Annotated in this window: 14 protein-coding genes; 8 read left to right on the plus strand and 6 right to left on the minus strand. The window is 69.6% G+C overall.

The genetic code is table 11. From position 1 onward, the window contains the following. Positions 1-84: 84 nt before the first annotated feature. From gltX to OG718_RS18480, 3 genes are all read right to left on the minus strand, one after another. On the minus strand, positions 85-1,560 hold the full coding sequence (gene gltX / locus OG718_RS18470; RefSeq protein ID WP_143640629.1) for a glutamate--tRNA ligase: 1,476 nt from the start codon (positions 1,558-1,560) through the stop codon (positions 85-87). Then, entirely contained in the window at positions 1,553-2,341 is a 789-nt protein-coding gene (locus OG718_RS18475) for a fumarylacetoacetate hydrolase family protein (RefSeq protein WP_306937715.1), read from the minus strand. The genes gltX and OG718_RS18475 overlap by 8 nt, the downstream gene beginning before the upstream one ends. Before the next feature lie 105 nt (positions 2,342-2,446). Continuing rightward, positions 2,447-2,635 carry a hypothetical protein gene (locus OG718_RS18480; protein WP_186001304.1) on the minus strand — a complete coding sequence of 63 codons (189 nt, stop codon included), beginning with the start codon at positions 2,633-2,635 and terminating at the stop codon, positions 2,447-2,449. A gap of 602 nt (positions 2,636-3,237) precedes the next feature. Here OG718_RS18480 and OG718_RS18485 point away from each other — a divergent pair. From OG718_RS18485 to OG718_RS18520, 8 genes are all read left to right on the plus strand, one after another. Then, complete coding sequence (locus OG718_RS18485) at positions 3,238-7,020, plus strand: sensor histidine kinase (protein ID WP_260695440.1); 3,783 nt, start codon at positions 3,238-3,240, stop codon at positions 7,018-7,020. A 9-nt stretch (positions 7,021-7,029) separates the two neighbouring features. Further along, positions 7,030-7,443, plus strand: coding sequence for a roadblock/LC7 domain-containing protein (locus OG718_RS18490; RefSeq protein ID WP_044471908.1), 414 nt, complete (start codon positions 7,030-7,032; stop codon positions 7,441-7,443). A 120-nt stretch (positions 7,444-7,563) separates the two neighbouring features. Beyond that, positions 7,564-7,962: a DUF742 domain-containing protein gene (locus tag OG718_RS18495; RefSeq protein ID WP_055614003.1), complete on the plus strand. Its 399-nt coding sequence runs from the start codon at positions 7,564-7,566 to the stop codon at positions 7,960-7,962. After that, positions 7,943-8,518 (plus strand): GTP-binding protein, encoded by a 576-nt coding sequence (locus OG718_RS18500; protein ID WP_055614002.1) that lies wholly within the window; start codon positions 7,943-7,945, stop codon positions 8,516-8,518. Before OG718_RS18495 ends, OG718_RS18500 begins: the two co-directional genes overlap by 20 nt. Positions 8,519-8,910: 392 nt before the next feature. After that, a complete protein-coding gene (locus OG718_RS18505; RefSeq protein ID WP_328844623.1) occupies positions 8,911-12,165 on the plus strand; it encodes a sensor histidine kinase in 3,255 nt (1,084 codons plus the stop codon). A gap of 10 nt (positions 12,166-12,175) precedes the next feature. Further along, positions 12,176-12,589 (plus strand): roadblock/LC7 domain-containing protein, encoded by a 414-nt coding sequence (locus tag OG718_RS18510; protein WP_055614026.1) that lies wholly within the window; start codon positions 12,176-12,178, stop codon positions 12,587-12,589. A gap of 92 nt (positions 12,590-12,681) precedes the next feature. After that, a complete protein-coding gene (locus OG718_RS18515; protein WP_055614001.1) occupies positions 12,682-13,263 on the plus strand; it encodes a DUF742 domain-containing protein in 582 nt (193 codons plus the stop codon). Next, complete coding sequence (locus OG718_RS18520) at positions 13,244-13,825, plus strand: GTP-binding protein (protein WP_026248371.1); 582 nt, start codon at positions 13,244-13,246, stop codon at positions 13,823-13,825. The genes OG718_RS18515 and OG718_RS18520 overlap by 20 nt, the downstream gene beginning before the upstream one ends. 245 nt (positions 13,826-14,070) lie before the next feature. On the opposite strand, the gene OG718_RS18525 is transcribed toward OG718_RS18520, so the two are convergent. From OG718_RS18525 to OG718_RS18535, 3 genes are all read right to left on the minus strand, one after another. After that, a complete protein-coding gene (locus OG718_RS18525) occupies positions 14,071-14,262 on the minus strand; it encodes an acyl-CoA carboxylase subunit epsilon (RefSeq protein ID WP_143640627.1) in 192 nt (63 codons plus the stop codon). 60 nt (positions 14,263-14,322) lie between these two features. Continuing rightward, the gene (locus OG718_RS18530; RefSeq protein ID WP_143640626.1) at positions 14,323-15,915 is read right to left on the minus strand and encodes an acyl-CoA carboxylase subunit beta; all 1,593 of its coding nucleotides are present in this window, start codon (positions 15,913-15,915) and stop codon (positions 14,323-14,325) included. Between the two features lie 153 nt (positions 15,916-16,068). After that, a complete protein-coding gene (locus OG718_RS18535) occupies positions 16,069-18,399 on the minus strand; it encodes a polysaccharide lyase 8 family protein (RefSeq protein WP_328844624.1) in 2,331 nt (776 codons plus the stop codon). Positions 18,400-18,469: the final 70 nt, after the last annotated feature.

Genomic DNA, 18,469 nt, shown 5'->3' on the forward strand with positions numbered 1-18,469 from the left:
CCGGGTGTCGACTCCGTGTACGCGAGAGGGGCGGCGTCCGAACCGGACGCCGCCCCTCTGCGTGCGGACTGAACGACCGCGTGCCTAGGCGGTCAGCTTCGCCAGTGCCGCGTCGATGCGGGCCAGCGTCTTCTCCTTGCCCAGGATCTCCAGGGACTCGAAGAGCGGCAGGCCGATCGTGCGGCCCGTGACGGCGACGCGGACGGGGGCCTGGGCCTTGCCCAGCTTGAGGCCGTGCTCCTCGCCGGCGGCCAGGACGGCCTCCTTGAGGGAGTCGGGCGAAGACCAGTCGGCCGCGTCCAGCTTCTCGCGGGCCGTACGGAGCAGCGCGTCGCTGCCCTCCTTCATGGCCTTCGTCCAGGACACCTCGTCGAAGACCGGCTCCGCCAGGAACAGGAAGTCGACGTTGTCCGTGATCTCGGAGAGGACCTTGAGGCGGGTCTGGGCGTGCGGGGCGATCGCGTCCCACTGGGCCTGGTCGAAGTCCTCCGGCGCCCAGGGCGCGAAGGGGGCCTTCAGCCAGGGGGCGCAGCGCTCGGCGAAGTCCTTCACATCCAGCAGGCGGATGTGGTCGGCGTTGATCGCCTCGGCCTTCTTGAGGTCGAAGCGGGCCGGGTTCGGGTTGACGTCCTTGACGTCGAAGGCCGCGACCATCTCGTCCATCGTGAAGATGTCCTGGTCGGCGGAGAGCGACCAGCCCAGCAGGGAGAGGTAGTTGAGCAGGCCCTCGGGGAGGAAGCCGCGCTCCCTGTAGAGGTTCAGCGACGACTGGGGGTCACGCTTGGAGAGCTTCTTGTTGCCCTCGCCCATCACGTACGGCAGGTGTCCGAAGGCGGGTACCGACTTGGCGATGCCCAGCTCGGTCAGCGCCTTGTAGAGGGCGACCTGGCGCGGGGTGGAGGAGAGCAGGTCCTCGCCGCGCAGGACGTGGGTGATCTCCATCAGGGCGTCGTCGACCGGGTTCACGAGCGTGTAGAGCGGGGCTCCGTTGGCTCGTACGATCCCGTAGTCCGGGACGTTCTCCGGGAGGTACGTGATCTCGCCGCGGACCAGGTCCGTGAAGGTGATCGTCTCGTCGGGCATGCGGAAGCGGACGATGGGGGTGCGGCCCTCGGCCTCGTACGCGGCCTTCTGCTCGGCGGTCAGCTCGCGGCAGTGGCCGTCGTAGCCGGACGGCTTGCCGGCGGCGCGGGCGGCGTCGCGGCGGGCGTCCAGCTCCTCCGTGGAGCAGTAGCAGTGGTAGGCGTGGCCCGCTTCCAGGAGCTTGGCCGCCACGTCGCGGTAGATGTCCATCCGCTGCGACTGGCGGTACGGCTCGTGCGGGCCGCCGACCTCGGGGCCCTCGTCCCAGTCGAAGCCCAGCCAGCGCATCGAGTCGAGCAGCTGGCCGTACGACTCCTCGGAGTCGCGGGCCGCGTCGGTGTCCTCGATGCGGAAGACCAGAGTGCCCTCGTTGTGCCGGGCGAACGCCCAGTTGAACAGAGCGGTGCGGACCAGGCCCACGTGGGGGTTGCCGGTCGGGGACGGACAGAAACGTACGCGGACGGTCGCGTTAGCCACGCTTGATCACCTTGTTGGTGAGAGTGCCGATGCCTTCGATGGTGACGGCGACCTCGTCGCCGACAGTGAGCGGGCCGACCCCCGCGGGGGTGCCCGTGAGGATCACGTCGCCGGGGAGCAGCGTCATGGCCTCGGTGATGTTGACGATCAGATCCTCCACGGAGTGGATCATCTCGCTGGTGCGGCCCAGCTGGCGCTGTTGGCCGTTGACCGTACACATGATGGTCAGGTCGGACGGGTCGAGGTCCGTCTCCACCCAGGGGCCGAGCGGGCAGGAGGAGTCGAAGCCCTTGGCCCGGGCCCACTGCTTCTCGCGCTTCTGGACGTCGCGTGCGGTGACGTCGTTGGCGCAGGTGTAGCCGAGGATGACGTCCTTGACGCGCTCGCGCGGGACCTCCCGGCACATACGGCCGATGACCACGGCCAGCTCGGCCTCGTGGTGCACCTCGTTCGAGAAGGAGGGGTACGCGATCTCGTCGCCGGGGCCGATCACCGAGGTGGACGGCTTGAAGAAGGCGAACGGGGCGTCCGGCACCTCGTTGCCCAGCTCCCTGGCGTGCTCCGCGTAGTTGCGGCCGAAGGCCACGACCTTGTTGGGGAGCATGGGCGGCAGGAGCCGGACCTTGCTCAGCGGGACCTTCGTGCCGGAGAGCTCGAAGTCCGTGAACGGATGGCCCTTGATGATGTCGAGCACGAGCCCGTCGGTCGACCCAGGAGGGCTCTCGCCCTCGACCGCGCCGAACGCGACGTTGCCGTCGATGGAGAACCTGGCGATGCGCACGAGATGCCTGCGCCCCTCACTGAGCTGGCTGGAGTCTGAGGCTCCAGGCTAACGCGGGAGAGGGGCGCGACCTCGCGGAACTGCTCCGGGGTGGGCGTGGGAGGGTTACTCCGCCGCCATGGCCGCGACCGGGGCGTCCATCAGGATCGTGCGCCGGGGGTTGGCGGTCTGCGCGGGGAGCTCGACGGAGTGCTCCTGCTGCTCCGGCGTACGCAGCTCCTCGGCGTCCTCGAGGTGGGCCAGTGTCGTGCGCCGCGGGTTGGCTATGTTGAGGAACATCATCGTCGTCTTCATCTGCGGTTTCGGACCCTGTCGGTACGGGCGCCGGGCGGCTTCAAGAACCGCCGCGCGGGCGCGGGTTGTCGGATTTGCCATCCCTGTAAAGCGCCAGGCTAAACATGCGATTCCCTGTGGAACGCGTGAAGGCGACGTGATCAACGTGTGAGTTTCCTCACTTACCAGCAGGCAATCCGGTCAATTCGGACTCTCAACTCGCCCTACCGAAACGGACATTGCGCCACTGAAGCCCTTATTCCGCTCCTGATCATGGCGACTGGGACACCGCTTACATGCGAATGACTCGTGCACCTGTGTCCGATATAAACAGAATCGCTTTCCACATGCCGTAACACCTCCTTCACTAGGTGTCACGATGGTCACAGCATGACCCATGGGCCTTGTTGGAGATCCGGCACTGTGCTGGAATTCCACGGAACCGCCGCGGGATCGAACCGGCGCGCAAGGGGCGCGAACGCAGCGCCGAGTGGCGGCGGGAAGGGGGGCCTGCGCCGGTCACTCACGACCACACATGGGAGCGCGTTCAGGGCGCTCCCAAGACGCCGACACCGTCTCGCCGTTCACGCGGAGAGGCGCCTGGTCCAGAGGTTGCGACGCTAGTGCAGGGACGTTTCAAGAGGGATGGCAGCGCTTCGGCGGAGCCGGAGCCGCACGGCGGGACCGGCACCGGTTCCTCGCCCCAGCACGCCCAGAACCAAGGACCGGCGCAGGCCGGCGACGGAGGTGAGCGCTCCTCGCGCCCCGGTGCGCCCAAGGGCGCCCAGGGCAAGGGCGGTCCGAACGCGGTGACCGGTGGCCCCGGTACCCCGCCCGCCGCACCGCCCAAAGCGAAGAACCCCAGCGGCCCCGGCTCGCGAATAGCTCTGCGCAACTGGCGCATCTCCACGCGTCTGGTCTCGCTGCTCGCGCTGCCCGTGGTCGCCGCCACCTCGCTGGGCGCCCTGCGCATCAGCGACACGATGGACGAGATCCAGCAGCTCGAGAACATGAAGCTGCTGACCGACATGACGAAGCAGGCGACCGAGCTCGCCGCCGCGCTCCAGGAGGAGCGCGACAAGTCGGCCGGTCCGCTCGCCAACGGCACGAAGGCGTCCGACTTCACCGTCAAGGGCGTCCGCGACAAGACCGACCGTGCGCGTGCCGCCTTCATGGAGGGCACCCACGAGCTCGACGACGCGGGCAACAACGAGAACCTCGACGGCGTCCGGGACAACGTGGTGGCCATCGCCACCCAGCTGAACACCCTGAGCGGCATCCGCAACAACGCCTTCCAGGACGAGAAGAACTCCTCCCAGTCGGTCGAGTCGTACCACCGGCTGATCGAGCAGCTGCTCGGCCTCTCCCAGGACATGGCCGAGGCGACCAGCAACCCGGAGATGATCCAGCGCACGCGCGCCCTGGCGGCCTTCTCCACCGCCAAGGAGTACGCGTCCATCCAGCGTGCGGTCATCGCCGCGGCCCTGCCGGCCACCGATGCCACGTACGGCGATCTCTCCGAGAACGACCGGCAGTACGGCCTCTCCGCCTTCGAGAACCAGAAGGCCGAGCTCACCAGCTTCGCCAGCATCTACGAGGGCAACTCGCGCGAGCTGACGAAGCCGCTCGACGAGCCGAGCCCGACCATCAAGGCGGCCGACACCTACGCGGAGCGTGTGCTCCGGCGTGAGAACGGTCTGCAGCTGCGTGACAAGCGCTCGTACCTGGACTGGGTGGACGCGGACTCCTCCAAGATCCAGGAAATGTCGAAGATCGAGCTCACGCTGCTCAACGAGATGGAGCAGAAGGCCCGCGAGCTGCGCAACGAGGCCGAGCAGGAAGCGATCATCTCCGGTGCGCTGATCCTGCTGGTGCTCGGTGTCTCGCTGGTCGGCGCCTTCGTGGTGGCCCGCTCCATGATCCGCTCGCTGCGCCGCCTCCAGGACACCGCGACGAAGGTCGCCCAGGACCGGCTGCCCGAGCTGGTCAAGCAGCTCTCCGAGTCCGACCCGCAGGACGTCGACACGTCCGTCGAGTCGGTCGGTGTGCACTCCAAGGACGAGATCGGCCAGGTCGCCGCGGCGTTCGACGACGTGCACCGCGAGGCCGTCCGGCTCGCCGCCGAGCAGGCCCTCCTGCGAGGCAACGTCAACGCGATGTTCACCAACCTCTCGCGCCGCTCCCAGGGCCTCATCCAGCGTCAGCTCTCGCTCATCTCCGAACTGGAGTCCCGCGAGGCCGACCCGGACCAGCTGTCCTCGCTGTTCAAGCTCGACCACCTCGCGACCCGCATGCGCCGTAACGGTGAGAACCTCCTGGTTCTCGCCGGTGAAGAGCCCGGCCGTCGCTGGACCCGTCCGGTCCCGCTGGTCGACGTGCTCCGTGCCGCCGCCTCCGAGGTGGAGCAGTACGAGCGCATCGAGCTGTCGGCCGTGCCCACCACCGAGGTCGCAGGCCGCGTGGTCAACGACCTCGTGCACCTGCTCGCCGAGCTGCTGGAGAACGCCACGTCGTTCTCCTCCCCGCAGACCAAGGTCAAGGTCACCGGTCACGCGCTGCCCGACGGCCGCGTACTGATCGAGATCCACGACACCGGTATCGGCCTCTCGCCCGAGGACCTCGCGGCGATCAACGAGCGGCTCGCCTCGCCGCCCACCGTGGACGTCTCGGTCTCCCGCCGCATGGGTCTGTTCGTGGTCGGCCGGCTGTCCCAGCGACACGGCATCCGCATCCAGCTCCGCCCGTCCGACTCCGGTGGTACGACCGCGCTGGTCATGCTGCCCGTCGATGTCGCCCAGGGCGGCAAGAAGGTTCCGGGCAACAAGCAGGGCCAGGGCATTCCCGCCGGCGGCGGCCCCGCCGCCGCGCAGGCCGCGGCCGGTGTCGCGGCAGCCCGTCGGGGCGGCGCAGGAAGCGGTCCCGCCCTCGGCGCGGGTGCTCCCACCGGCGGCAACGGCGGTCGGCTCAACCCCGGTCCGCAGCGCGGCCAGGTCGGCGCCGGAACCGGAGCGCGCGCCGCGCTGCCCAGGCCGGACGCGGGCGGTCGCCCGGGCGGACCTGGACCTGGTGGACCTGGCGGCTCGCGTGGCCCCCAGCCCCCGCAGGGCAGGCCGGCCCCGGCCGGTGCCGGTGCCCCGCAGGCCTTCAACGACTTCGGCAACAACGACTCCGGTCGGCAGGACGCGTTCGGTGGCGGACGTCAGGACACGATGGGCGGCAACAACCGCGGCCCCGTGCCCCCGCAGCCCCAGCAGCGTCCGGCCGGTGGTGACCAGGGCCGTCGTCCTCCGCAGCAGCCGCCGCAGCTGCCGCCGCGCGGTGGTCCGCGTGCCGAGCTGCCCGGCGGCAACCCGCAGCCGCGGGTGCCCAGCTGGAGCGACGACAACGCGCAGCCGCCGGTGCCGCGTTCCCCGATGGACGCCCCGCGCGGCCACGAGGAGCCGGACGCCACTTCGCAGATGCCGCGGATCAACGACCGTCAGGGCCCGGGTTCTCCCGCGTCCACCTCGGAGTTCCCGCGGATCGACGACCGTCAGGGTGCCGGTTCCACGGGCGAGTACCCGCGGCAGGACTACGACGCCCCGCGTTCCGGCGCGGGCGCCCCGCAGAACAACGGGCAGTTCGTCCGCCCGGACGTGTTCGGTACGCCGAATCCTTCCGGCGCGGGCCAGAACCCGTCCGCGGGCGGCCAGTACAACCGCCAGGACCCCGCCGCCACCGGCCAGTTCTCGATGCCCGGCCATGACGGTGGTTCCACCGGTCAGTACGCGGCGCCCGGGCAGGATGTTCAGCAGAACAACACCGGCCAGTTCCCGGCGCCGAACCACGGCGAGCGGCAGGGTGGCGGCACCGGACAGTTCGAGCGTCCCGGTGCCAACGGCACCAACGGCACCCACCCCCAGCGTCCCCCGTCGCGTCGGCGTCCCGCGCTCCCCCCGGAGCCCGAGGCGCTGCCGCCGGCGGGTCCCGGCGACGGGCGTACGCCGCTGTACGACACCCTGGAGACCAACTGGTTCAACCAGGCCCAGGCCGGCAACGGCGAGCAGGCACCGCAGGAGCCCGCACAGGCTCCCGCGGCCCCGCAGCGTCCGGCGCCCGCCGCATCCGGGTCCGCCTCCTGGCGGACCACCCCCAATGACGAACTCGGCCGGCAGGCCGAGCGGGTACGCCAGCCCTCCGCGGGTGGCGTCACCGTCTCGGGTCTGCCGCGCCGGGTCCCCCGCGCGAACCTCGTCGCGGGGACGGCTCAGCAGCAACAGCACCAAACCGGTCCGCAGGTCTCGCGTGCGCCCGATGACGTACGCGGCCGGCTGACCAATCTTCGTAGGGGCATCCAGCAAGGTCGGCAGGCCGGTACCGGCCAGACCGGCAGCTTCCCCAGCCCCACTCACCAGCAGGAGCGTTAGTTGAGCCAGATGAGCCAGGCGGCACAGAACCTCAACTGGTTGATCACCAACTTCGTTGACAACACCCCCGGGGTGTCCCACACCGTCGTCGTTTCCGCCGACGGACTCCTTCTGGCGATGTCCGAGGGCTTTCCGCGCGACCGCGCCGACCAGCTCGCGGCCGTCGCCTCCGGACTCACTTCACTCACGGCCGGCGCCTCCCGGATCTTCGAGGGCGGCACCGTCGCCCAGACGGTCGTCGAGATGGAACGCGGCTTCCTCTTCCTCATGTCCGTCTCGGACGGATCGTCCCTCGCGGTCCTGTCCCACCCGGACTGCGACATCGGCCTTGTCGGATACGAGATGGCCCTGCTCGTCGACCGTGCGGGTGCGGTGCTCACGCCGGATCTGCGGGCCGAGCTCCAGGGCAGCCTGCTTCACTAGCCAGGTTTTAACGTACGTCCGAATTTCACCGAACGTCCGCACAATCCGTCGGCCGCCCTCCCCCCACCGGCCCCGTCAGACGGCACGACTGACCGACCTGCTGTCCCGCCCGGAGGATCAATGACCCCGCCCACCGCCTCTCATGATCCGTACGCACAGCCGTACGAGGATGAGGGCGACCAGCCGCTGGTACGTCCGTACGCGATGACCGGCGGCCGGACCCGGCCGCGCTACCAGCTCGCCATAGAGGCACTGATCAGCACCACGGCCGACCCGGCGCAGCTGATGGGGCTGCTCCCGGAGCACCAGCGGATCTGCCACCTCTGCCGTGAGGTGAAGTCGGTGGCCGAGGTGTCGGCCCTGCTGTCCATGCCCCTGGGTGTGGCACGGATTCTCGTCGCGGACCTCGCGGAGGCCGGACTCGTCGCGATCCACCAGCCGGGTGGCGACGAGAGCAATGGCGGCGCCCCGGACGTGACACTGCTCGAAAGGGTGCTCAGTGGACTTCGCAAGCTCTGACGGAGGTCGGGCGACCACCTCCGCGAAGATCGTGGTGGCGGGTGGCTTCGGCGTCGGCAAGACCACGTTCGTGGGTGCCGTCTCCGAGATCAACCCGCTGCGCACCGAGGCCGTCATGACGTCCGCCTCGGCGGGCATCGACGACCTCACCCACACCGGGGACAAGACGACGACCACCGTCGCCATGGACTTCGGCCGTATCACCCTGGACCAGGACCTGATCCTGTACCTGTTCGGTACGCCCGGCCAGGACCGCTTCTGGTTCATGTGGGACGACCTGGTACGCGGCGCGATCGGCGCCGTCGTGCTCGTGGACACCCGTCGTCTCGCCGACTGCTTCCCCGCGGTCGACTACTTCGAGAACAGCGGCCTGCCGTTCGTCATAGCCCTGAACGGCTTCGACGGGCACCAGCCCTACACGCCCGACGAGGTCCGGGAGGCTCTGCAGATCGGCCCGGACGCCCCGATCATCACGACGGACGCCCGCCATCGCGCGGACGCCAAGAGTGCGCTGATCACTCTGGTCGAGCACGCCCTGATGGCTCGTCTGCGCTAGGGATCGTGCGGAGGACCGTGTTCTCGTCGGCCCGGCAGGCCTGGCACACAAGTTGGCAACGCCGTACGGCAGTTGTCGTAGACGCACTGGAGCCGGCTGTGTCGTTTGACACGGTCGGCCTTGGTGTTCATAACGTTTCGACAGAGATATCGAGTGGTACCGACACGCGTCGCGGTCGTCTGATGCCGCTGTGCTCACAAAAGCCCCGCCTTTTGGCGGGGCTCGCTCTTTATGACCGTTTTATCTAGGGCTTACATCACTCGGAATCCTTGGTTCCGAGTGTTTGGACGAGCACACCCTGACGTGCTGGAATGCCAGAACTGCCCAGTAGTAAGGGCCGGAAGACACACGCGGCACGACGAAGGTGCACACGCCGAGAGGTTGTTGGTCGAGTGAGGCGTAGCAAGAACGGTCCCGAGCCGTCGGCACGGGGCAACTTCACCCCGCCGCCGCGCGGAGCGGCACCCGCACATGTGTCCGGCCCGGAGCCGGCGGCCCCACCCGCGAAGAGCGGCGGTCGTCTGTCCCCGCGCAACTGGCGTGTGCCGACCAGGCTGAACGCGATTCTGCTCATACCCGTGATCGTCGGGCTCGTCATGGGCGGCTTCCAGGTGAAGAGCTCCATAGACACCTGGCAGGAAGCGCAGGACGCGGAGAAGGTCGCCAAGATCGTCGACGCGGCCGGACAGTACGCCGAGGCGCTCCTCAACGAACGTGACATCTCCGCCCAGCCACTGCTGGAGGGCGACCGGAACAACGCCACGGTCAAGCAGGCCCGTGCTCTCACGGACCAGCGGGCCGACGCGTTCCACGAGGAAGTCGTCGGAATGCCGGCCGGGCAGGGCCTCGAGCGCCGGCTGAAGCTGGTGGAGGACGCCGAGCCCACGCTGGGCCAGCTGCGCAAGGCCGCGTACACCACCGCGATGGATCCGACGAAGACCGAAGAGGGCTACGTCACCGTCGAGCACCTCCTGGCGGAGTTCTCCAACGAGCTGGGCCTCGGTACCGGCAACATCACGAGCTACGGCCGTACCGTGTACGCCGTCACGCTGGCCAAGGGCGCCGAGTCCCTGCAGCGCTCGATCGGCATGCACCTCCTGGTGAAGCCCAGCTCGAACGAGAAGATCCGTGAGCAGCAGGTCACCGCGTTCACGTCGTACGCGTACCTGGAGAACATCGCCGTCCAGGAGTACGTCTCCGGTGGCACGGAGGCGGACGCCGCGCGGCTCAAGCAGGTGATGGCGGAGAAGACCGCCCAGGGCGCGAAGCTGGCCGCCGAGGCGAAGAGCAAGACCGAGGCAGCCGGCGGGACCTACAAGGCCCCGCCCTCCATGACCGGCATGATCCAGGCCATCGGCAGCGGTGCCTCACCCACCGACCTGGCCCAGCAGGGCATCACGCCCGAGACCTGGATGGCGGCCTCCACCCTCAAGTTCGACGGCTACGGCGAGGTCGAGGAAGACCTCATCAACCGGGCGGTCGACGAAGCGGGCCAGATCGCCACCGACGCCCAGCGCGACGCCTTCGTCAACGGCGCCATCGTCATCGTGGCCCTGCTCGCCGCCTTCATCATCGCCGGCCTCATGGCCCGCCAGATGAGCCGCTCGATGCGCCAGCTGCGCAACGCGGCCTTCGGTGTCGCCGAGCAGCGCCTGCCGATGCTGGTCGACCAGCTCTCGCGTACCGACCCGGGCCGGGTCGACACCCGGGTCACGCCCATCCCGATCACCACCACGGACGAGATCGGCGAAGTCGCCCGCGCCTTCGACCAGGTCCACCGCGAGGCCGTACGACTGGCCGCCGAGCAGGCCCTGCTCCGTGGAAACATCAACGCGATCTTCACCAACCTGTCGCGCCGCAACCAGTCGCTGATCGAGGGCCAGCTGACCCTCATCACCGACCTGGAGAACAACGAGGCCGACCCGGACCAGCTGGAGAACCTCTTCCGCCTGGACCACCTCGCGACCCGTATGCGCCGCAACGGCGAGAACCTCCTGGTCCTCGCCGGCGAGGAGCCGGGCCGCCGCTGGGACCAGCCGGTCCCGCTGGTCGACGTGCTGCGCGCCGCCTCCTCCGAGGTGGAGCAGTACGAGCGCGTCGAGCTCTCCGGCGTCCCGGAGGCCGAGATCCACGGCCGCGCCGTGACCGACCTCGTGCACCTGCTCGCCGAGCTCCTGGAGAACGCGACCACGTTCTCCTCGCCGCAGACCAAGGTCCGCGTCACCGCGACCCGTCTCCCGGACGGCCGCATCATGGTCGAGATCCACGACAAGGGCATCGGCCTCACCGCCGAGGACTTCGCGGACATCAACCACAAGCTGGCCAACCCGCCGACCGTGGACGCCGCGATCTCGCAGCGCATGGGTCTGTTCGTGGTCGGCCGGCTGTCCGACCGGCACGGCATCCGCGTCCAGCTGCGCCCCTCGGGCGAGCAGGCCGGTACGACCTCGCTCGTCATGCTCCCCGACATCATCACGCACGGTGGTGGCGGCGAGCAGGCACCGCAGCGCGACGAGTTCACCGTCTCGCAGATCATCCCGGAGCAGCAGCCGTTCGGCGGCGAGGAGTTCCAGGGCGGCGGCCAGCAGCCGATGCGTACGGCCGCCGAGCTGGGCTTCGACGACAGCCGCTACGCCGAGGTCCCGGACGACATACGCGAGCTGGACCCCGTGGGCCGTTCGCTGATGCGTGAGGAGCGCCGCGCGGCCCTGGAGGCCCAGACGCACGGCGAGCTGGAGGGCGGGGTCCAGCCGCTCAGCGACGAGTTCGGCCCGCAGCAGGGCTACGACAACGGTCAGCAGGCCTTCGACAACGGTGTGACGGCGTACGACAACGGCGCAGCCGCGTACAACGACGCGCCCGCGTACGACCAGCAGACGCCGTACGAGGAGCCGCAGCAGGCGTCGTACGACGAGACGTACTTCCCGGCCAACGGCGGGTACCCGGAAACCCCCTATGCGGAGCCGGTCCAGGAGGAGCCCCAGCCGGCCCACGCTCCCGCGCGGGACTCCTTCTCGGCCTTCGAGGAGCAGTCCTACCAGGACGACTGGCCGCAGCAGGAGACGTACCAGAACGGCTACCGTTCCGAGTACGCTCCCGAAGCGGAACCCGTACAGGCCGCTGACGTGGCCGAGCAGGACCGCGTAGGCTTCGAGCGTCCGGGAACGGCCTCTCCCGCCGCCCACGCGCTGACCGACGCCGGGCTTCCGCGCCGCGGATCCACCGACGCCGGGCTTCCCCGTCGCGGCTCCACCGCGAGCGCGGGCGGCCAGCAGACCGTGGGCCAGGAATCGCCCGCTCCCTTCGGCGGCGGCAACGACAGCAACTCAAGCGGCGGCAACGGCTCCGGCAAGGGCGACTGGCGGTCGAACAACGACCAGATGTGGCAGCGCGCCGAGCAGCTGAAGAAGCCCAAGGCGGGCGGAGTCACCTCCTCCGGTCTGCCGAGGCGTGTACCCAAGGCCAATCTGGTCGAGGGCACCGCGGAATCGACCCCCCAGGGCGGCCCCTCGGTCTCCCGCGCTCCCGAGGACGTACGGGGCAGGCTGAGCAACCTGCGCCGTGGGGTCCAGAGGGGGCGTAACGCAGGAAGCGAAACGAACGGCCAGGGCTTCGGTCCTGACAGCACCTACAACCAGGAGCGTTAGTGTGAGCCCGATGAGCCAGGCGGCACAGAACCTGAACTGGTTGATCACCAACTTCGTGGACAACACCCCCGGGGTGTCCCACACGGTGGTGGTCTCCGCCGACGGACTCCTTCTGGCGATGTCCGACGGGTTTCCGCGCGACCGTGCCGACCAGCTGGCGGCCGTCGCGTCGGGTCTCACCTCGCTGACCGCGGGCGCGTCCCGCATCTTCGAGGGCGGGAGCGTGAATCAGACGGTTGTGGAGATGGAGCGGGGATTCCTCTTCCTCATGTCCATTTCCGATGGATCGTCGCTCGCAGTACTCGCACATCCGGAAGCGGACATCGGTCTCGTCGGGTACGAGATGGCCCTTCTGGTGGACCGTGCCGGTACGGTTCTGACGCCTGATCTGCGTGCGGAGCTCCAGGGGAGCCTTCTCAACTAGCAGACAAGCGATGCGTTTTGGCGTCCCGTGGCCGTAAGGTTTCGGGACGCGGCTCCACATTGATGGGCCCGGCACAGTCGGAGGAGGAGAAAGTGGCAACACCCCCAGGCGGTTCGTCTTCGGGCAACTGGTCCTATGGCCCTGGCCAGGGCCAGGGCGGGAACGACTCGCCGAACCGGTACAACTTCCCCTCCGCACCGTCCCCGCGGCGCCAGCAGCCCTACGCACCCCAGGGCCCCGGGCCCTCGCCGTACGACCAGCCGCCGGCGCCGCGCATCCAGCCCGTGCAGCCGCAGCGACGCTCTCCCGAACCGTCGCCCGCGGGGGGCGCCAGCAACCCGCTGGTCCGCCCCTACGCCATGACGGGCGGCCGCACCAGGCCTCGGTATCAACTCGCCATCGAGGCACTGGTGCACACCACCGCGCAGCCGCACCAGATGCAGGGCCAGCTGCCCGAGCATCAGCGGATCTGCAACCTCTGCCGGGAGATCAAGTCGGTGGCCGAGATCTCGGCCCTCCTGACGATCCCTCTCGGCGTGGCCAGGATCCTCGTCGCCGACTTGGCGGAGGCGGGCCTGGTCGCCATCCATCAGCCCGGCGGCGACGAGAACGCCGGCGGTCAGCCAGACGTGACTTTGCTCGAAAGGGTGCTCAGTGGACTTCGCAAGCTCTAGCGGAGGGCCTTCCCGCTCCACCACGTCCGCGAAGATCGTGGTGGCGGGCGGCTTCGGCGTGGGCAAGACCACGTTCGTCGGGGCCGTCTCGGAGATCAACCCGCTGCGTACCGAGGCCGTGATGACGTCCGCTTCGGCGGGCATCGACGACCTCACCCACACGGGAGACAAGACCACCACCACGGTGGCGATGGACTTCGGCCGTATCACCCTGGACCAGGACCTGATCCTGTACCTGTTCGGTACGCCCGGCCAGGACCGCTTCTGGTTCATGTGGGACGACCTGGTACGCGGCGCGATCGGTGCGATCGTCCTGGTCGACACCCGCCGTCTCGCCGACTGCTTCCCCGCGGTCGACTACTTCGAGAACAGCGGGCTGCCGTTCGTGATCGCCCTGAACGGCTTCGACGGCAACCAGCCGTACAACCCGGACGAGGTCCGGGAGGCGCTCCAGATCGGGCCCGACACCCCGATCATCACCACGGACGCCCGCCACCGCGCGGACGCCAAGTCGGCGCTCATCACGCTGGTGGAGCACGCCCTGATGGCGCGCCTGCGGTAGGCCTGCGGCGCTCAGCCGAATGCGAAGGGGGCCCTTTCCTTTTGGGAGGGCCCCCTTCGTGTTCGACTGCGGGTGCGTCGTGGTTGCTCGCGCAGTTCCCCGCGCCCCTGAAAGACAAAGGCTCGCGTGCACCCCCTGCTTTTAAGGGGCGCGGGGAACTGCGCGACCAGCCCCCACCGGGCCCGCAGCCGACAACACATACGAATGGGCCCCCTCCGTGTAGGAGGGGGCCCATTCGCAAAGGCTCAGTGCCAGCTGTGCGGGGCGCGGAACCCCGGCTCGCGCTCCAGCCGGCGCCAGCCGGCCTTCGCGCGGCCCCGGTGGGTCGGGGCCGCGGCCGGGGCGGAGGCGGCGCGGGCCAGGAGGATGGCCGTGATGGCGGCGACTTCCTCGGGCTCGGCGTGGCCCTTCTCGACGCGAATATCAGGCATGTCCATGTGGGTGAGTCTCCGTGAGAGAGGGGTCCGCGGGGTTGCCGCGATGGGTCCGCCGAGTTACTACTGCGGCGGGTTTCCGTGCTTGCGGGAGGGCAGGTCCGCGTGCTTCGTACGCAGCATCGCGAGGGAGCGGATGAGTACCTCGCGGGTCTCGGCGGGGTCGATGACGTCGTCGACCAGACCGCGCTCGGCCGCGTAGTAGGGGTGCATCAGCTCGGACTTGTACTCCTTGACCATGCGGACGCGCATCGCCTCGGGGTCCTCGGCGTCGGCGATCTGCCTGCGGAAGATGACGTTGGCGGCGCCCTCGGCGCCCATCACGGCGATCTCGTTGGTGGGCCACGCGTAGGTGAGGTCGGCGCCGATGGACTGGCTGTCCATGACGATGTAGGCGCCGCCGTAGGCCTTCCTGAGGATCAGTGAGATCCGCGGCACGGTCGCGTTGCAGTAGGCGTAGAGGAGCTTCGCGCCGTGGCGGATGATGCCGCCGTGCTCCTGATCGACCCCCGGAAGGAAGCCCGGGACATCCAGCAGAGTGACGATCGGGATGTTAAAAGCGTCGCACATCTGGACGAAACGCGCAGCTTTCTCCGACGCCTCGATGTCCAGCACCCCGGCCAGGCTCTGCGGCTGGTTGGCGACGATGCCCACCACCTGGCCGTCGAGCCGGGCGAGCGCGCAGATGATGTTGCGGGCCCAGCGCTCGTGGATCTCCAGGTAGTCGCCGTCGTCGACGAGCTCCTCGATGACCTTGGTCATGTCGTACGGACGGTTGCCGTCCGCCGGGACCAGGTCGAGGAGCACCTCCGAACGACGCTCGGCGGGGTCCTCGGAGTCCGTGTGGGGCGGGTTCTCGCGGTTGTTCTGCGGAAGCATCGACAGGAGGTAGCGCACCTCGTGGATGCAGGACTCCTCGTCGTCGTACGCGAAGTGCGCGACGCCCGAGGTCTCGGCGTGCACGTCGGCGCCGCCCAGGCCGTTCTGGGTGATCTCCTCGCCGGTGACCGCCTTGACGACGTCCGGTCCGGTGATGAACATCTGCGAGGTCTCGCGGACCATGAAGACGAAGTCCGTCAGGGCGGGGCTGTAGGCCGCGCCGCCCGCGCACGGGCCGAGCATCACGGAGATCTGCGGGATGACGCCCGAGGCGCGGGTGTTGCGCTGGAAGATGCCGCCGTAGCCGGCAAGCGCGGACACGCCCTCCTGGATGCGGGCGCCCGCCCCGTCGTTCAGCGAGACCAGCGGCGCGCCGGCGGCGATGGCCATGTCCATGATCTTGTGGATCTTGGTGGCGTGGGCCTCGCCCAGCGCGCCGCCGAAGATCCGGAAGTCGTGCGCGTACACGAAGACCGTGCGGCCCTCCACCGTTCCCCAGCCGGTGACGACACCGTCCGTGTACGGCTTCTTGGCCTCCAGGCCGAACCCGGTCGCCCGGTGGCGGCGCAGCTGCTCGACCTCGTTGAACGAACCGGCGTCCAGCAGAAGCTCGATCCGCTCCCGGGAGGTCAGCTTGCCCTTGGCGTGCTGCGCCGCGGTCGCCTTGTCACTGGGTCCGCGAAGAGCCTCCGCACGGATCGCGTGCAGTTCGGCCACGCGCCCGCGGGCGTCGGTGGGTTCGCCTGCCGAGGATCCGGTCTCGTCCAAAACGGTCATGTAGCGACCTTACGAAGCCCACCAAGGAAAGCGGGCCGTCGACTCCGTACAGTCTCCGGCCCGTTTTACTGGTACCCCTGAACAGAACCACAACCGCATGCAGGCGATCCGACTGCTCAGAGGGCGTGCGGCTTGTAGGGGTCGCACAAGCCGTCAGCTGAGAGCCACCTCACATTCGTGCGTGGCGCATGCCGTCCCCGGAGTGACACGCACCTTCAGTCGGCGCCCGGTGGCGAGTACCTCGACGGTGGGATCGGCGCGCACGACCCGGCGTACGGGACGGTCCCAGACGACCTCCAGGCCCTCTCCGGTGCGCGGGGGTTCGCTGACGGAGAGGGTAGCGGTGCGGCCGCGGCGGCGTACGAGCACGCTCGCGGGGGCCGAGGCGGTGAGCGGGCCCGCCCTGCCCGCCCGCCAGAAGTTGGCGGCGGTCAGGCCCAGGGAGGGCACGGTCACGGCCTGGCGGCCCGAGTCGTTGGCGAGGACCGACAGCCGGCGGGGGTCGGCCGCGCGGGCGGCGACCGTGCGGCGCGAGGCACCGGGCAGGACGGCGTACGCGTACGTGGCGTCCACCGGGTCCGTGCCGTGGTCGAGCCAGAGGGTCTGCCAGCGGCGGGTCCGGGCTTCGGTGGTGCTGGTGGTGTTGATGTCGGACCAGGCGCCGGTGCGGTCCTCGCGGAGGGTGCGCAGGGCGGACCGGTCCAGGACCACCCAGCCGCCGTGGCCTTCGAGGTGCGCCCACCCGGGACCTCGTACGAGTGTCTGGGTGCCGCCCTCCCCCAGGTTGCGGTTGTCGACGACCGTCTCGACCGGGACGCCGTCGGTGGCCGTGATGCCCGCGCCCAGGCAGACGATCGTGTCGGCGAGGCAGAACCAGGACTTGCGGGCCTCCAGGGTGGACCCGAGGCCCTTCAGGTGCTGTCCGACGGCCGCGAACTCCCCGTCCGTCACGCCGCCGACCCAGCGCACGGCGGGCTTGGGCTCGCCCCACTCGCCGCCCGCCCTGTCGGCGAGCCGCTTGGTGGACACGGTCGTTCCGGGGAGCCGGTACCAGTCGACGGTCGGCCAGTACCAGTCCGTGTACTGATCGGCCCGGCCACTTCGACCACCGGCCCACCAGTAGAGCATTCCGGCGCCCGTGTGCCAGCCTCGCGGGTTCTCGCCGTTGCCGCACTCGTAGTACGCGATCCGGTCGCTCGCCATGGCGATGTTCGCGGTGAAGCCGGGGCGGCGGTGGACGGCCCGGTCCATGGCGGCGAAGAGGCGGTGGCCGACCGGTTCGGGCGCGGCCTCGACCGCCGAGTCGGCGACCGCGTGCAGCCGGGCCAGGTCGCCGACCCCGAACTGAGGTGCCGTCAGGAGCGGGGTGACGGTGTCCCGTTCGATCCAGCCCTTGACGCTCGCGTGCCAGCGCTCACGCTCCGCCGCGCTCGCGCCCTGGGCGAGGAGCGCGATCGCGGCGATCAGTCCCTGACCGTGGAAGTGGTCGCTGCGCATGATGTGGCGGTCGTCGCTCCTGAGGTAACCGCGGCTGATGGCACGCCCGTTGACGCTGTCCATCATCAACCCGTCGTGGATCAGGGGCGCGTAGGCGCCCTCCACGCTGTCGAGGATGATCTGCCTGTTGGCGTCGGTCACCTCCCACGTCGAACCGGCCAGCAGCGCGAAGAGGCGGCCGAGTCCGTCGAGCAGGACCTGTCCGTACGTTCCCGAGTACGCGACCCAGGTGTGCTGGACGAACGACCCGTCGGCGTACAGCCCGTCCCCCTTAGTGACGTACGGGAAGACCGGTGAGAGCGCGTCCCGGGCGAGCGCGATCTTCGCGGGGGTGCGGCCGAGGATGCCGCGCAGGGCGACGGAGCGGCACAGGTCGACGCGGTTGGCGCCGGTCGAGGTGCCCGAGTAGTCGCGGAGCATCGAGTCGGGGATGAAGTGGTCGACGGCGGCGCAGGCGGCGTCGATCCGGTCGGCGGTGAGTTCGCCGTGGAGGGCGGCCACGATGTCCATGAGGAGGCGGGGGCTGCCGATCTGCCACTCCCACCAGTTGCCGTAGCGGGTGGTGGAGGGGTTGTAGACGGTGGCGGAGAGGTGGTCGAGGCCGCGGAGGATGTCCGTGCGGAGGGCCGCGTCGCCGGTGGAGCCGGTGCCCTCCTGGACGTACGCCTGCGTCATCGTCCACAGCCGGCTGTAGCTCTGGGTGATGCCGGTCGGCGGGTCGTACGGGTGGCCGGGCCAGAGTGAGCCGGCGGTCGGGGCCATGGTCCGCCGGAAGCCGCGGGCCAGTTCGCCGGTCTCGGCGAGACGGGCGGCGTACGGCTCGGCGGTCGGGTCGTAGCCGGCGCCGAGGGCGATCTCCAGCCAGCGGAGGCGGAGGGTGTCGTACTCGTCGTCGTCGCGGGCCGCGTGGGCGGATGGGGTGGGCATGAGCGCCGGGCTCGCCGTGAGCGCCGCTGCCAGGAGGAACGTACGGCGGGTGGGGGTCATGTCAGGCGATGGTGCCGGAGGTGCCCGTGTGCCCACCAGAGGGGCAACGGGTGATCTTAGGAGTAGACCA

This window comes from Streptomyces sp. NBC_00258 (assembly GCF_036182465.1).
Taxonomy (GTDB): Bacteria; Actinomycetota; Actinomycetes; order Streptomycetales; family Streptomycetaceae; genus Streptomyces.